We start from the raw sequence: 15,686 nt of genomic DNA on the forward strand, positions 1-15,686 counted from the left end.
CAACGGGGCCTCCCTGGCAGTCTGTGTCGTGTCGCAACTACCAGTGTGTCAGACCGTCCCGTTGTCCGCCCCTCCCCGATTTTCCGTCATGAACCGAAGAAAAGGGGGCGCCCACGCGGGAGCATGGGCGCGAGATGCTGTTTTGATCTCGGTCCCACGCTCCTGCGTGGGACCGCCGGCTCACCCACCACCCTGGCTCGGTCCCGCGCTCCCGCGTGGGACCCCATGCTCACCCCCGCTTCCAGGTGGTCCCCTGGGGGCCGTCCTCCAGCACGATCCCGTGCGCGGCCAGCTCGTCGCGGATGGCATCGGCGCGCGCGAAATCCTTCGCCGTGCGGGCCGCCTTGCGCTCTGCGATCAGCGCCTCGATCGCCTCCGCCGTGGGGCCGTCTCCGGCATCCGCACCCCCCTGGAACCAAGCCTCCGGATCCTGCCCCAGCAGCCCCAGCAGCGCCCCGCCGCCCAGCAGGTCCCCCTTCAGCCGCGCCCGCTCGGCGGCGTCGGTGGCTTTGTTGAGCGCGCCTGCGGTCTCGTACAGCAGGGCGAGGGCGCGCGGCGTGTTGAGGTCGTCGCACAGCGCCGCCACCAACGCCGCGGACGGCGCCGGGTCATCGGGCACGGCCACGTCGGCCGCCCCGCGCAGCGCGGTATAGAGCCGGTCCAGCCCGGCCCGGGCCTGCCTCAGCCCGGCCTCGGTCCAGTCCAGCGGCTGGTGGTAGTGCGTCGACAGCATGCACATCCGGATCGCCTCGCCCGGCGCCCGCCCCAGCAGGTCGTGGACGGTGACGAAGTTGCCCAGCGACTTGGACATCTTGTCGCCCTCGACCATCAGGAAGCCGTTGTGCATCCAGTAACGGGCGAACGCGCCGGGGCCATGGGTGCAGGTGCTCTGGGCGATCTCGTTCTCATGATGGGGGAAGATCAGATCCTGGCCGCCGCCATGAATATCGAAGGCCGGCCCCAGGTATTCGGCGCTCATGGCCGAGCACTCGATGTGCCAGCCGGGCCGGCCGCGGCCCCAGGGGCTGTCCCAGCCGGGTTGGTCTTCGGTCGACGGCTTCCACAGCACGAAGTCGGCCGGGTCGCGCTTGTACGGCGCCACCTCGACCCGGGCGCCGGCGATCAGCTCGTCGCGCGAGCGGCCCGACAGGCGGCCGTAGTCCGGCATGCTCGCGACGGCGAACAGGACATGGCCCTCGGCCTCGTAGGCATGGCCGGTGGCGATCAGGCCCTCAATCATGGCGATCATCTGGGTGATGTGGTCGGTCGCGCGCGGCTCCACCGTGGGCGGCAGGGCGCCCAGCGCGCCCATGTCCTCGTGGAACAGGCGGGTCGTCTCGGCGGTGATGGCGGCGATGGGACGCCCCGTTTCCTGGGCGCGCGCGTTGATCTTGTCGTCCACGTCCGTGATGTTGCGCACGTAGGTGACGCGCGGATACAGCCGCCGCAGCAGCCGGAACAGCACGTCGAACACCAGCACGGGACGCGCGTTGCCGATATGGGCGCGGTCGTAGACCGTGGGGCCGCACACGTACAGCCGCACGTGGGCCGGATCGAGGGGCTCGAACGGGACCTTGCCCCGGCGCAGGGTGTCATGGATGTGCAGGGTCGGCGGCATGGCAGCGGCTTTCGGTCGGATCACGCACAGAGCCCCGGTCTTACCGTCCCGGACCGGCGGCCGCAACAGGGGTTCCGGGCGCCGGCAGCCGCCCCGTCGCAGGACCGGCCGGATGCCGCCGGGCCGAGCGCCGTCGCCGGCGGTCGCTTCGGTTGCAAAACGACGTGACCCGCGCCCGATCCTGTGCCACTTTTGGATCGTCACAGTCTTATGATCCGTCGATGCCGTGCAGACCCACGGGTGATCGCAAGTGATCGCGCCCGATCGCGCGCGATCCCCCGGCGGGCATGCGGGCGCCCCATCACACTCGTGCGATGCCAGGCCCGGCTCCATGACCGGCTCCATGACCGGCTCCATGACCGGCTCCATGACCGGCTCCTGGGCCGGCTGTCTCCGGCGCGACGACGCACACCGAAGGCTAAAGAGAGAGAGAGAGGACGGACGCGATGGCGCAAGAGAAACTCGGTAATCCGGCGGTGGTCGGCCTGGGCGGGTTCGGCCTGACCACCCTGGTCCTGCAGTTCCACAACGTGGGCTGGATGCCCAGCGTCGGCCCCGTGGTGTGGCTGGGGTTGATCTTCGGCGGCCTGGCCCAGATGATCGCCGGCCTTCAAGAGATGAAGACCGGCAACAACTTCGGCTATTGCGCCTTCACCGGCTACGGCGCCTTCTGGATCGCCCTGGCCCTGCTGTTCCTCGGCAACCATTTCGAAATATTCCAGGCCAGCACGACCGATATCGGCTGGTTCCTGGTCGCCTGGACCTTCTTCACCGCCATCCTGTGGGTCGGCTCGCTGCGGATCCACGGCGCCATGGCCTTCACCTTCACGACGCTACTGATCGGCTTCATCCTGCTCGATCTGGCCCATTTCGGCTTTCCGGAGCTGACGGTCGTGGCCGGCTACGAACTCATGATCTGCGCCGCCTCGGCCTGGTACATGATGGCCCGGATCATCCTCAACGAAATCTACGGCCGTGAACTGCTGCCCGCAGGCCGGCCCTGGATCAAGTAATACCGGCCGGTGCGGGCGCACCGGCGCCGCAGGGCGGCGTGTGGCTCTGATCCTGACGAGTCAGGACACGAGCCGGCCCGCATAAGGGCCGGCGCCCGCCCGTCGACCGGACACCGACCGAAGACCGACCCAAGACCGACCCAAAACCGGGAGAGGATCGAGATGCGAAACGGACTGAGGGCGCTGGCCGCAGCGGCCGCGCTCATGCTGGCCGCCCCGGCGGCGGCCCAGGAGACCCCGGACTCCTCAAGCCCGTCGGCGACCGTCGACGAGGTGATCGCCAAGGTCCTGGAGGCCGCCCGATTCCTGCACGACAAGGGACAGGCCGGGTTCTCCGACTTCAACAACAGCGCCCGATGGGTATGGAAGGACAGTTATGTCTTCGTCTTCAGTTGCCTGGACGATCGCATGATCGCGCACCCGCTGCGCCCCGATCTGGTCGGCCGTCCGATCCTGCAGATGGTGGACGAGCAGGGCAACATGCTGTTCGAAGACCTGTGCGCGGCGGGCGAAGCCCCGGACGGCGGCTGGGTGGAGTACTGGTGGCCGCGGCCGGGCGAGGCCCGGGCGTCGCGCAAGATCTCCTACACCAAGAGCACGCCGGTGTCGTTCCAGCGCGACGTCCGGGTGGCCGCCGGCATCTATGACGACTCCATGACCGTCGAAGAGCTGAACGAGCGCGCCGAACGGGCCGTGACGCCGCAGAAGGACGCGCCCTGATCGAACCCGACGGAAGGGGGGACCCCTCCGTCGGCCAGCCGGCGGTTATCCGCGCCGTCCGGTCGGGCCGTCCCAGTGGACGGCGAGCCACAGGCACGGCGGATCGGCGGCGGTCCGCAGCACGCGGTGCGGCGTGCGGGCCGGGATCAGGCGATGGTCGCCGGCGGTCAGGGTCACCGTCTCGCCGGCGATCCACAGCGTGGCCGTCCCCTGGAGCAGGCAGACCCACTCGTCGTGCGGCTGGTCGTAGAGCGTGTCCTCTGGCGCCGCGCTGCTGACGATGCGTTCGAGGCGCACCCCGCCGCGCGCCAGCAGGGTCTCGAAGGTCTCGCCGGCGGCCGGCGGAGCGGCGTCGGCGAACAGGTTCCCGGCGGTGATGGCGCCGCGCCGCCGGTCGTCGGTCACCGGCCCAGCCCCTCGGCCACGACCGCCGCGCGCGCCAGCCGGTCCGCGGCCCGCGCCGGCCCAATCAGCGGTAGCAGCGCCGCCAGCTCGGGACCATGCTCCAGCCCGGTCAGCGCCAGGCGCAGCGGCAGGAACAGCCCCTTGCCCTTGCGCCCCGTCGCCGCCTTGAGCGCCCCGGTCCAGGTCCCCCAGGTGCCGGCGTCCCACGGTGCCTCCGGCAACGCCTCGCGCGCGGCGCGCAGGAACCCGGCATCCTCGGCGGCGCGGGCGCGCGGCACCACGTCACCGAAGGCCACCGCGTGCCACTCCGCCACCTCGGCGAACCGCGTCAGATTGCCGCGGATGGTATCCCAGAACACCGGGCCGCCGTCCGCCTTCAGCGCCGCCAGCCGCGGCCGGGCGGTCTCGTACTCCAGCGCGTGCAGCAGGCGGGCGTTGAGGCGTCCCAGGTCGGCGGGATCGAACTTGGGCGTGGCCCGGCCGAAATGCGACAGATCGAAGCCGTCCACCAGCGCCGTCCTGTCCGGCACCGGGGCGATATCGTCCGACGTACCGAGCCGCGCCAGCAGCGCGGTCACGGCCATCGGCTCCAGCCCGTCGTCGCGCAGGTCCGCCACCGAAAGGCTGCCGAGCCGCTTGGACAGCCCGCCACCGCCGGCGTCGGTGAGCAGCGACAGGTGGGCGTACGCCGGAGGGGTCCCGCCCAGCAGGCGGCATAGCTGGATCTGGACCGCCGTGTTGACGAGGTGGTCCTCGCCCCGGATGACGTGGGTGATGCCCATGTCGATGTCGTCCACCACCGACGGCAGCATGTACAGCAGGGTGCCGTCGCCCCGCACCAGCACCGGATCCGACAGGTGCCCGGCGTCGTAGTGGCAGGGGCCGCGCACCAGGTCGTCCCAGCGGATGTCGTCGTGATCCAGCTTGAGGCGCCAGTGCGGCCGTCGGCCCTCGGCCGCCAGCCGGGCGCGGTCGGCGTCGGTCAGCGCCAGTGCGGCGCGGTCGTAGATCGGCGGCCGGCCGAGGGCGCGCTGGCGCCGGCGCTTGTACTCCAGCTCCTCCGGGGTCTCGTAGCAGGCATACAGACGCCCCTCGGCCTTCAGCCGCTCCACCACGGCGGCGTGGCGGTCGGCGCGGGCGGACTGGAACGCCTCCTCGTCCCAGTCCAGGCCGAGCCAGCCCAGGTCATCCCGGATCGCCTCGACGTAGGCGGCCTTGGACCGTTCGGCGTCGGTGTCGTCGAACCGCAGCAGCACGGCGCCGCCGGCCTTGCGGGCGAACAGCCAGTTGACCAGGGCGGTGCGGACGTTGCCGACATGCAACCGCCCGGTGGGGCTGGGGGCGAACCGGACGCGGACGCCGGACGAGGGGACTTGCGACGGACGAAGGGACATGGCGACGGGCTCGACTGATGACGGACCGGGGCCGGTTGTCGCACGCCCGGCCCGGCGAGGCCAGACCCGGCGCCGCCCTCCGGCAATACCCCCAACTTGCGCCCGACCGCGTGCCACCCTAGGTCCAAAGAGGCGTCGTCCGGCGTCCGGCAGCCACCGCCCCGTTTTTCCCCCGCCGCCCGCGAGGTTCCCCGCCATGCTCCTGCACGCGCCCCGATCCGTCCTGGTCGTCATCGACGTGCAGGAGCGCCTCTGTCCGGTGATGGACGACCCGCGCCGGGTGCTGTTCAACGGCACCCGCCTGCTGAAGGGCGCGGACCTGCTGGACGTGCCGGTGCTGTGCACGGAGCAGTACCCCAAGGGGCTGGGTCCGACCATGATCGACCTGCGCCAGCTTCTCCCCGAGGGCGCGGTGATCGAGAAGAGCACCTTCAACGCCATGGGCGAGGCCCATTTCCGCTTCGCCATGTCGCGCGTCGGCCGCTCCCAGATCGTGCTGTGCGGCACCGAGGCCCATGTGTGCGTGCTCCAGACCGCGCTCGGTCTGCGCGAGGCCGGGTTCGAGGTGTTCGTGGTGGCCGATGCCTGCGGCTCGCGCCGGCCGGAGAGCGAACAGGCCGGCCTGGCCCGCATGGCGGCGGCCGGCTGCACCGTGGTCACCACCGAAATGGTTCTGTTCGAGTGGCTGGGCAGCAAGGACCATCCGCATTTCAAGGAGGTCATGACCCTTATAAAATGATCGTGTTCTGTATCGCGCTCAAGACGTGAGGATTCCCGATGCCCGCCGCTGCCGATCCCGCCGACCCCCGCACCCCCCTGATCCTGCTGCCCGGCCTGCTGTGCGACGCCGCCCTGTGGGCGCCGCAGGTCACCGCCCTGCGCGACATCGCCGACCCGGTGGTGGCGGACCTGACCCAGGACGATTCGCTGGGCGGCATGGCCGAGCGGGTGCTGGCCACGGCCCCGCCGCGCTTCGCCCTGGCCGGTCTGTCGATGGGTGGCTACGTGGCGCTGACCCTCGCGCTCCGCGCCCCCGAGCGGGTCACCCGGCTGGCCCTGCTGGATACCAACGCGCGCCCCGACACGTTCGAGCAGAGCGAGCGCCGCCGCGCCCTGATGGCCCTGGCCGAGGCCGGGCGCTTCGCCGAGGTGGCGCCGCAATTGCTGCCGATGCTGTTGACGCCGGCGCATCAGGCGGACGACACGCTGGCCCGCACGGTGCTGGACATGGCCGAGCGCATCGGCCCACAGGCGTTCGTGCGCCAGCAGACGGCGATCATGACGCGCCCGGACCGGCGCCGCGAGCTGGGGCGCATCCGCTGTCCCACCCTGGTGCTGTGCGGCCGCGACGATGCCCTGACGCCGCCGGCGCTGCACGAGGAGATGCGCGACGGCATCCGCGACGCCACCCTGGAGGTGGTCGACGCCTGCGGCCACCTGTCGCCGCTGGAGCAGCCGGCGGCGGTGACGGCGGCCCTGCGGGCATGGCTGACGGCGTGACGCGCGGACGGGAGACGGCGGCGCCGCCCCGCCGCCACTGCCACCGCCGCCGCCCCCAGCACCGGGGCGCTACCCGGCGCGGAACCCCGCACGGGCGAGGCGGTCGTAAAACTGGCGCACCTGCGCCTCGTGGCGCTCCGGCGGCAGATCGCGCACGAACTCGGCCATGAAGTCGGGCCGGCGCAGGTGGTCCAGCACCCGGGTGCGGGCCGCCGCCAGCGCCTTGCCTTCCAGCAGGACGCCGGACCCACAGAAGCTGACCAACCGTTCGGCGCGCAGGCGCAGGGTGTCGTCCGGCTGGTCCAGGCGCTCGATCAACCGCGACTGCTCGACGTAGCGCAGCAGCATGTCGTCGAAATGGCTGAACATGCGCTGCACCAGCGGCTCCGGCAGCCCACGCCCGTCCATCAGGGCGCGTTGCAGGCTGGTGACGGTGGCCAGCTTCTCGGCCGGCGGCAGACCGTCGGCGAAATCGTCGACGCAGCGCGTCAGCTTGATGCCGTCCACGATCAGGTCGAGGATCAGGCCCTGATACGGCTCGGCCTCACGGGCGTGGGTCAACGCGGCCAGATAGTGCAGACGGCGCGCGGCGTCGGCCAGCATGGCCGCGACGCCGACGATGGACTTGCGCCACCCGGTGTCGCCGCCCTCGGGCAGCCTGTGATTGTAGCGCCGCGTGATCGCGACAGCCATGCGGTGCTCCCCGGTCAGGCCGCGCCGGGTGATGACGCGGCGGCACAGGTCCTCGTAGGCCTCGTGTTCGCGCTGGGGGTCGTTGCGCGACAGGGGGTTGCTGCCCTGCACCTCGCGGCAGACGCGGTCCAGAACCACCAGGGCGCTGGAGGGCAGGCGGCGTTCGGCGAACAGGCGGGCCAGCACGCTGGCCGCCTCGGACCGGTCTGCCCCACCGTTGGCGTCCCCGTCGCGGCCCTCGATCAGGTCGATCAGGCCGATCAGGGCATGGGCCAGGTTGGGCCGCTCGCCCAGGATATCCTGGATCACCTCGCTGACGCTCAGGCAGTCGGCGATGAACTCGTCCAGCATCGCCAGCAGGTCCGGCGGCAGGTCGTCGGACACGGCGCCGAGCAGCGCGTCCAGTTTGCCCAGCCAACTGCGCTGCCCGCTCAGGTCGCGCCCGATGGCGGCGCGGACCAGGAACTGCTGTTCGGCCGGGTCGAAGGCGGCCTTGCGGGCCCGGCGCGCCATCTTCGGCAGATCATCGAGCCCGGTCTTCCACAACAGCTTCTCGCCCTCGGCCCGGCGCGCCCGCCGCCCCACCTCGTCGAGCAGGGCGTAGAGCGCATCGCGGCGGGTGCGGATGTCCAGGTCGTCGCGGTCCGCCGCCTGGAGGGTGGCGACGCGATCGACGGCGGCCGGGTAGATGTTGGAGTCGTGGTTCTGGAGCCGGCTGAGGACCCGGAAGTTGTACAGCAGCTCGGAGGCGACAACCGTGTTGCGGTTCAGGTAGGACCGCAGCAGCCGGCTGACGACCATGCGCGCCGGCAGACCGTAGAGGTCGTCCGGCGTCTCGCACCAGGCGGCCTCGTCGAGGCGGTTGATGGTGAGGGGACGATTGTCGCTGGCCTCGCGCAGCTCCTCGAAGACGACGCGCTCGGCGGTCATGCCCTCCATCAGGTCGCGCTCGGCGATGACGCGCGCGCCCTGCACCGTCCCGGCGGTCAGGTACTTGCGGGCCAGACGCACGGCCTCCGACTGCGCCTCCATGACGGAGTCCGTCGTCCAGCGACCGTCCCGCATAAGCTGGACCTCGAATGTCGGCACCCCTGCCGTCTCCCCCGCCCCATCGCGCCGCGATCCGCCGGACGCCCCGTGTGCGGCCTGCACGCCCCCTGTAGAAAAGTAGCCCGGAACGATCCGCGGGGGAATACCGAGGGCAGGGTATGGCGGATGGCAGGGGGCGGCCCGGCCCGCGTCGGCGTCGGGTCACCGGCGCGGCGGCGGACCGCCAGGGTCATGCGGCGTCCCGGGGGCGCCCCTCACACATCCAGGCCCTCGACGAAGCGGGCGTTCTCCTGGATGAAGGCGAAGCGGGTCTCGGCCTTGCGGCCCATCAGGCGCTCGACCAGGCTGGCGGTCTCGCGCGCCTCCTCCTGGTCTTCCTCGGTCTTACGGCTTGGCACCACCACCCGCAGCAGCACCCGGCCCTTGGGGTCCATGGTGGTCTCCCGCAACTGCGCCGGCGGCATCTCGCCCAGGCCCTTGAAGCGGCTGACCTCGATCTTGCCGCGTCCGGTCAGCACCTCCTTGACGATTCGCGCCTTGTCGGCATCGTCGCGGGCGTAGACCACCGTGCCCCCCTGGGCCAGCCGGAACAGCGGCGGCATGGCCAGGTAGAGGTGCCCCGCCTCGATCAGTTTCGGCATCTCGCGGTAGAAGAAGGTCATCAAGAGCGAGGCGATATGGGCGCCGTCGACGTCGGCGTCGGTCATGATGATGACCTTGTCGTAGCGCAGCTTTTCGCCGTCGTAGCGGTCGCGGATGCCGCAGCCCAGGGCCTCCACCAGGTCGCTCAGCTCCTGGTTGGCGCGCAGCTTGTCGGCCGAGGCCGAGGCCACGTTGAGGATCTTGCCGCGCAGGGGCAGCACCGCCTGGGTCTCGCGGGCGCGGGCCTGCTTGGCGGAGCCGCCGGCCGAGTCGCCCTCGACGATGAACAGCTCCGTTCCCGCCGCCACCGACCGGGTGCAGTCCGACAGCTTGCCGGGCAGGCGCAGCTTCTTGGTGGCCGACTTGCGCGACAGGTCCTTGGCCTGCTTGCGGCGCTGGCGCTCCTCGGCCCGCTCCAGGGCCGCGGCCAGCAGGCGCCCGGCGCCCTCCGGGTCGGCCGACAGCCAGTGGTCGACATGGTCGCGCATGGCCTGCTCGACCAGCCGGGTGGCCTCGGCACTGGCCAGCTTCTCCTTGGTCTGTCCCTGGAACTGGGGCTCGCGCAGGAACAGCGACAGCAGGATGCAGGCGCCGCCGGTGACGTCGTCGGCGGTGAGCTGGCCGCCCTTCTTGTGCCCCGCCATCTCGGCATAGCCGCGCAGGCCGCGCAGCAGCGCGTTGCGCAACCCGGTCTCGTGGGTGCCACCCTCGGGCGTGGGCACGGTGTTGCAGTAGGAGCCCAGGAACGGCTCGCCCCCCTCCGGCCAGGCCAGCGCCCATTCCACCCGGCCGCGGTCGTCGGCCAGTTCGGCGTTGCCGGCGCAGACGCCGGGGCCGATCAGCGCCCGGCCCTTCAGCGTGGCCTCCAGGAAGTCGCGCAGGCCGTTGGGGAAGTGCAGGTCCTCTTCGGCCGGGGTGGCGTCGCCGTCGCCGATCAGGGCGGGATCGCAGCGCCACCGGATCTTGACGCCCCGAAACAGGTACGCCTTGGAGCGCACCATGCGGAACAGCCACGACGGGCGGAAGCGGGCGCGGGCGCCGAAGATCTCCGCATCGGGGCGGAAGCTGATGGTGGTGCCGCGCCGGTTCTGCGGCGCCGGCCCCTTGTCCAGCGCGCTGGTCGGAGCGCCGCGGCTGTAGGTCTGGGTCCACAGGGCGCGGTCGCGGGCCACCTCCACCCGCAGCTCCTCCGCCAGGGCATTGACCACCGACACGCCAACCCCGTGCAGGCCGCCCGAAACCTTGTAGGCCCCGCCGCCGAACTTGCCGCCCGAATGCAGGGTGGTCAGGATGACCTCCAGCGCCGACTTCTCCGGAAAGCGCGGATGCGGGTCGACCGGGATGCCGCGGCCGTTGTCGCGCACGGTGACGCGGTTGTCGGGCTCCAGGCGCACCTCGATCGTGGTGGCGTGCCCGGCCACCGCCTCGTCCATGCTGTTGTCCAGCACCTCCGCGACCAGATGGTGCAGGGCGCGGTCGTCGGTGCCGCCAATGTACATGCCGGGGCGCCGGCGCACGGGCTCCAGGCCCTCCAGGACCTCAATGTCCTTGGCGGTGTAGCCGTCATCGCGCGCGCCCCGGCCGCCGCGCCCGCCCGGGGCGGCGGGACCGGCGCCGGCGGGAGCCCCGCCGCTGGTGAAGAGATCGTCCATGGGCGCGGAGTATAGGGGGACGGCTGGCCGCGAACAAGGCGATCTGGTAGGGTGCGCGCCGCGCGCATACCCTATATCGTGCGCTCCGGCCCACCCCTCGGGCAGGGCCGCGACCGACCCAACAGAGGACAACCAACGTGAGCAAGCAGACCCGACCGCAGGGGGTGGTGTCCATCCGTACGCTGGCGATGCCGGCCGACACCAACCCGGCCGGCGACATCTTCGGGGGCTGGGTGATGAGCCAGATGGACCTGGCCGGCGGCACCCATGCCCATTGCCTGGCCCAGGGGCGGGTGGCGACCGTGGCCGTCGACGGCTTCGCCTTCCACAGCCCGTTGCGGGTGGGGGATGAACTGACCTGCTACACGCGCCATGTGAAGACCGGCCGCACCTCGCTCACCCTCAAGGTGGAAGCCTGGGCGCGGCGCGGCGCCATGGGCGCGACCGAGAAGGTGACCGAGGGCACGTTCGTGTTCGTCGCCATCGACGCCGACGGCCACCCGCGATCCGTCCCCGAGGGCATCGCGGATCGCGAGGCCGCCCTGCTGGCCAACTGCTGACGCCGCCCCCGACCCCGAGACGTCAGGCAAGACCGGACGGAGAGACCCGCCCCGATGCAGACCGCGCGCCGCCTCCCCGCCGATCCGTCCGCCGAGCCCCGCCGCCCCATCCTGACCGTCGTGCATCAGCCGACCTCCAGTTGCGGGCGGGTCGGCGCCATGCTGCGGGCGCGCGGCCACGCGCTCGACCGGCGTTGCCCGATGCATGGCGATCCGCTGCCGGGGAACCTGTCCGACCATGCCGGCGTGGTGGTGTTCGGCGGCCCGATGAGCGCCAACGACGACCACCTGCCCGGCATCCGGGCCGAGCTGGACCTGCTGGAGCGGGCGATGACGGCCGAGGTGCCGACGCTGGGCATCTGCCTGGGCGGGCAGATGATGGCCCGCGTGCTGGGCGGACGGGTGCGCCCGCGTGACGATGCCCGGGTCGAGGTCGGCTACTATCCGGTCTGGGGCACCGAGGCGGGCCGCCGGCACGGTCTGTTCGACGGCGAGATGGGGGTCTACCAATGGCACAAGGAGGGCTTCGACCTGCCGCCCGGCGCCACCCTGCTGGCGCGCGGCCTGGGCTATCCGAACCAGGCCTTTGCGGTGGGGACGCGGGCCTATGGCCTCCAGTTCCATCCCGAGGTCACGCACGAGATGATGATGCGGTGGACCACCAAGGCCGCCCACATGCTGACCTGGCCCGGCGCCCAGGGCGCGCCGGCCCACCACGCCGGCCGGCACCGCCACGACGCGGCGCTCGGGCGTTGGCTCGCCCGCTTCCTGGACCACTGGCTGCCCGCCGCATGAGGCCGATCCGATGACCGCCCTGCTCGCCCGCACCGCCGCGCCCGGCCGGCCGTTCGATCGTCCGCGCCCGGCCTTCGGCGCCGTCCTGCTGCTGCTGGCCGGCGTGGTCGCGCTCCAGGTCGGCCTTCAGACCGGCGGCCGCAACGATGACGCCGAACTGCTGCTGTTCTCGCAGAGCCTGGCCCTGGGCTACGATCCGCTCAATCCGCCGCTGGTGGTGTGGCTGCATGGGGCGGTGGCGCAGGTCCTGGGACCAACCCTGCTGTCCACCCGGGTGCTGATCGCCGCGCTGCTGTTCGCCGCCTATCCCCTGGCCTGGGCGGCGACGCGCCAGCTCACTTCCGACCGCGCCATGGCCACCCTGGCCGGGCTGTCGCTGGCCGGGCTGGTGGCCTGGAACTGGGCGCCGCACCTGAACCTGTCGCATACGGTGGCGATGACGACGGCGTCGTTCGCGCTGCTGTGGGCGGTGCTGCGGCTGCTGGCGCGGCCCGACTCCTGGAGGGCGTGGCTGCTGGCCGGCCTGATCGCCGGGCTCGGGCTGCTGACCAAGTACAATTTCGCGCTGGTGCTGCTGGCGGTCGTGCTGGCCGGACTGACGACGCCCACGACCCGCCGCGTGCTGCTGGGGGGCGGCGGACGGCTGGCGGCGGCGGCCGGGGTGACCTTCGTGGTGGCGGCGCCGCACTACCTCTGGCTGGTGACGCAGGGTTCGGCGCTGATCGGGCTGGTCGACGCCAAGCTGGGCCGCGACGCCCCGCAGGCCGGCGCCTGGGACGGCATCGCATCGGGTCTGGCGACTCTGGGCGAGCACGCGGCGATGGTCCTGCTGCCGGCCGTGGCCGTGGCGCTGCTGGTGTTCGCCCCGGCGCTGTGGCGGGCGCTGCGCTGGCCGCTGCCGGTGGCCCCGGTGACCCGCGACCGGCTGGTGTTCGCCGCGCTGGTGCCGGTGCTGGTGTTCGGGCAACTCGCGGCGCTGGTGCTGCTGGCGGGGGTGACGGAGATCGGTCCCCACCACGTCTATCCCCTGATCCTGGTCGTGGTGCCGCTGTTCGCCGCTCTGGCGCGCGGCCGGCCCGGACCCACGTCACGCGGGCTGTTCGCCCTGGTCATGGGGCTGTTGATGCTGGCCGTGCCGCTGTTCCTGGCCCGCTTCATCGTCACCACGGCCGCGACCTGCGAGGCCAAGTGCAACACCGCCCTGCCCTACGCCGCCTATGCCGCCCAGGTGCAGGAGGCCGGCTTCACCGGCGGCACGGTGGTGCTGCTGGGGCGGGTGCATCACCTGCCGCTGGAACACCTGCGCCCGCACCTGCCGGCGCACACCCGGCTGCTGCGGACGGGCGACCCCCAGAAGTCGGACTTCGTGCCACCCCGCCGCGGCAGCGAGGGCGATTGCCTGGTGCTGTGGCCCGCGGAGCGGGCGCCGGCGATGGCCCAGCGGCTGCGCGACACGGGGATCCCGGGCCTGGACGCCACCCTGCCGACGAACGCGACCCTGGGTGTGGCGACGGGGACGCTGGCGCTGTCGGGGCGACCGGCCCCCGACGTGGGCTATGCGCTGGTGCCGGGCGGGATCGGGCGCTGCCGCTAGGGGCGGATCGCACGGCATCGGACCGGCCTTAAGGTCGCGTTCTCGACGTCGAACAGGGGGACGGATCTCGGGACCGCAGGTCGGCCCGCGGCTCCGGCCACCGGCACTCTACAGCCGATTGCGACAAACCGGACTCGCGGCGCGATTTCAGTTTATCGCGATAATCGGCTGCGATTCCTACATTTAGCGCGGATTCACGCGATCAATCCGAACCACGTCGTGGGTCCGATTGATCGCGATCCGCGCTAGTTCAGATCACGACAACGACCCCGTTGAAACAAAAACTTGTGTCGCTCAAGAGAGGAGGGCCATGATGCCACCGCAAGGGTGGTGATCCGGTCGCGCCAAAGGCTGCGCGCGGACCAGCGTCCATCGCCCGATTGAGGCCATTGAGACCACGACAGGCAGGACTCGCGGCATGGACGGCGCATTTGATCCCACCCCCCGCCTCCTGCTCACGCCGGACGAGATGGCCGCCGCGACCGGCGGAACCTGGCGACCCCGGCCGCCGGCGGACGGGTCTCTGTCCCAGGTGTCCGTTCATCGCCCGGAGCGGGTCCCGGCCGGCAGCCTGTATGTGGTGCCAAGCGGCCCCCGCATGGCGGACGAAATCCTGCGCCGTGTCCGGACGGCCGCGGCCCGTGGAGCCGGGGCGGTGCTCATGGACGGCGAGACGGCGGCCCACTGTCACCCGGCCGTGCCGAGTCTGATCGTTCCGGGCCGCGTCTCAAGGGCCCTGCGGCGCCTGGCCGAGGCCGTGCGCGACCGAACCGCGGCACGCCGCGTCCTGGTCACCGGAACCGAGGGCAAGACCGGCACCAAGAACCCGCTGGCCCACATGGTAGCGGATCAAGGCCGGGTCCATGTGCGCCGCAGCATCGGCAACATGACGGACCAGGTCGCGGTCATGCTCTCGAACCTTCAGGCGTGGCACGACATGGCCGTCATCGAGGTCGCCGCCCCCACCCTGAGTACAGCGCAGAAACGCGCGCGACTCGTCCGTCCGCACATCTGCGTGATTACCGAGGTGGGCTACGAGCATCTCAGGAAGCACGGCAGTGCGGATGCCATCATCGAAGACAAGGCGTCGGTGGTGGAGCACATCGAGCCGCCGGCCACCGTCATCATCCCGGCCGGCACGGCGCGACAGGCCCGGTTGCGGGCCGCCGTGGAGCGCCGCTACGACGGCCGCATCCTGACGTTCGGCCTCACCCCGGACCTCGATGCCTATCCGGTTGAACGGGTCTTCGATCCGGACCGGCTGGGATGGCGGGTTCGGGCGCAGGTGGCCGGACAGTCGATCTCGTTGTTCTGCCCCCGCATCGAGGAGCACGCCCCCGTCAGTTGCCTTGCGCCGCTCCTCGCCAGCCATGCTCTCGGCTATGACGTCGCGCGGGCCGCGGACGCCATGAGGACCTACCGGCCGTACCGGACCGAGGGGATCGTGCGGCGCCTGGTGTTCGGACAGCGCCGGATCCGGGTCGTCGACAAGAGTCCACGGTCCTACCTGCTGGGCCAGATGGATATGCTGCGCACCATCGCGCGCCTTCGCCCCGGGCCCGGAGGGCGCAAGATTCTGGTCTGGGGCGACATCTACGACCGACGCGAGTACGGGGACGACGCCAAGGCGCTGTTGCCACCGGCCGCGCTGCGCGCCCTCGTCGCCGAAGCGGGGATAGACCGGGTCTACACCTGCGGCACCAGGGACGATTTCCAGGCCGTCCTGCCCGGCCATCTGGACTGGGTGCGTCACATCGACGCCAACCCCGTGGACCTCCTGGAGGTGCTCCTGGGCGATCTGAAGGACAATGATCTGCTTGTTCTCTACGGAGACCGAAACGACAACATGCCGGCCCTGGCCGAAGCGCTGTATGACCGGGCCGACGCACACAGGACGACGGATCGGCGGGTGGCCGAATAGAGTCGGATGTAACGCACGGCGGCAGAAAAGGCACAAAAAAAGGTTCATGACGGAAAATCGGGGAGGGGCGGACAACGGGACGGTCTGACACACTGGTAGTTGCGACACGACACAGACTGCCAGGGAGGC

The 15,686-nt window shown here is 71.4% G+C and carries 13 protein-coding genes; 8 read left to right on the top strand and 5 right to left on the bottom strand.

The genetic code is table 11. The features are described from left to right. Nucleotides 1-229: 229 nt before the first annotated feature. Nucleotides 230-1,618 (bottom strand): cysteine--tRNA ligase, encoded by a 1,389-nt coding sequence (gene cysS / locus GGD88_RS17295; protein ID WP_184437809.1) that lies wholly within the window; start codon nucleotides 1,616-1,618, stop codon nucleotides 230-232. Between the two features lie 446 nt (nucleotides 1,619-2,064). Here cysS and GGD88_RS17300 point away from each other — a divergent pair, with 446 nt between their 5' ends. Both GGD88_RS17300 and GGD88_RS17305 read left to right on the top strand, forming a co-directional pair. Next, a complete protein-coding gene (locus GGD88_RS17300) occupies nucleotides 2,065-2,631 on the top strand; it encodes an acetate uptake transporter (RefSeq protein WP_184437811.1) in 567 nt (188 codons plus the stop codon). Nucleotides 2,632-2,793: 162 nt separating this feature from the next. Continuing rightward, a complete protein-coding gene (locus GGD88_RS17305; protein WP_184437813.1) occupies nucleotides 2,794-3,351 on the top strand; it encodes a cache domain-containing protein in 558 nt (185 codons plus the stop codon). 45 nt (nucleotides 3,352-3,396) lie between these two features. On the opposite strand, the gene GGD88_RS17310 is transcribed toward GGD88_RS17305, so the two are convergent. After that, nucleotides 3,397-3,756, bottom strand: coding sequence for a cupin domain-containing protein (locus GGD88_RS17310; RefSeq protein WP_343056413.1), 360 nt, complete (start codon nucleotides 3,754-3,756; stop codon nucleotides 3,397-3,399). After that, nucleotides 3,753-5,150: a glutamate--tRNA ligase gene (gene gltX, locus GGD88_RS17315; RefSeq protein ID WP_184437815.1), complete on the bottom strand. Its 1,398-nt coding sequence runs from the start codon at nucleotides 5,148-5,150 to the stop codon at nucleotides 3,753-3,755. The genes GGD88_RS17310 and gltX overlap by 4 nt, the downstream gene beginning before the upstream one ends. Before the next feature lie 196 nt (nucleotides 5,151-5,346). On the opposite strand from gltX, the gene GGD88_RS17320 reads away from it, so the two are divergent. Both GGD88_RS17320 and GGD88_RS17325 read left to right on the top strand, forming a co-directional pair. Next, nucleotides 5,347-5,889: a hydrolase gene (locus GGD88_RS17320; RefSeq protein ID WP_184437817.1), complete on the top strand. Its 543-nt coding sequence runs from the start codon at nucleotides 5,347-5,349 to the stop codon at nucleotides 5,887-5,889. A 38-nt stretch (nucleotides 5,890-5,927) separates the two neighbouring features. After that, nucleotides 5,928-6,650 (top strand): alpha/beta fold hydrolase, encoded by a 723-nt coding sequence (locus tag GGD88_RS17325; protein ID WP_184437819.1) that lies wholly within the window; start codon nucleotides 5,928-5,930, stop codon nucleotides 6,648-6,650. A gap of 69 nt (nucleotides 6,651-6,719) precedes the next feature. Here GGD88_RS17325 and GGD88_RS17330 read toward each other — a convergent pair whose 3' ends face one another. Continuing rightward, a complete protein-coding gene (locus GGD88_RS17330; protein ID WP_184437821.1) occupies nucleotides 6,720-8,432 on the bottom strand; it encodes a hypothetical protein in 1,713 nt (570 codons plus the stop codon). Between the two features lie 215 nt (nucleotides 8,433-8,647). Continuing rightward, nucleotides 8,648-10,687: a DNA topoisomerase IV subunit B gene (gene parE / locus GGD88_RS17335; protein ID WP_184437823.1), complete on the bottom strand. Its 2,040-nt coding sequence runs from the start codon at nucleotides 10,685-10,687 to the stop codon at nucleotides 8,648-8,650. A gap of 137 nt (nucleotides 10,688-10,824) precedes the next feature. Here parE and GGD88_RS17340 point away from each other — a divergent pair, with 137 nt between their 5' ends. From GGD88_RS17340 to GGD88_RS17355, 4 genes are all read left to right on the top strand, one after another. Further along, nucleotides 10,825-11,247, top strand: coding sequence for an acyl-CoA thioesterase (locus GGD88_RS17340; RefSeq protein WP_343056414.1), 423 nt, complete (start codon nucleotides 10,825-10,827; stop codon nucleotides 11,245-11,247). A gap of 54 nt (nucleotides 11,248-11,301) precedes the next feature. Beyond that, nucleotides 11,302-12,042: a glutamine amidotransferase-related protein gene (locus GGD88_RS17345; protein ID WP_184437825.1), complete on the top strand. Its 741-nt coding sequence runs from the start codon at nucleotides 11,302-11,304 to the stop codon at nucleotides 12,040-12,042. 10 nt (nucleotides 12,043-12,052) lie between these two features. Beyond that, nucleotides 12,053-13,636: an ArnT family glycosyltransferase gene (locus GGD88_RS17350; RefSeq protein ID WP_184437827.1), complete on the top strand. Its 1,584-nt coding sequence runs from the start codon at nucleotides 12,053-12,055 to the stop codon at nucleotides 13,634-13,636. Between the two features lie 418 nt (nucleotides 13,637-14,054). Beyond that, entirely contained in the window at nucleotides 14,055-15,557 is a 1,503-nt protein-coding gene (locus GGD88_RS17355) for a Mur ligase family protein (protein ID WP_184437829.1), read from the top strand. Nucleotides 15,558-15,686 lie beyond the last annotated feature (129 nt).

The sequence above is a fragment of the Roseospira goensis genome, assembly GCF_014197795.1.
Classification (GTDB): Bacteria; Pseudomonadota; Alphaproteobacteria; order Rhodospirillales; family Rhodospirillaceae; genus Rhodospira; species Rhodospira goensis.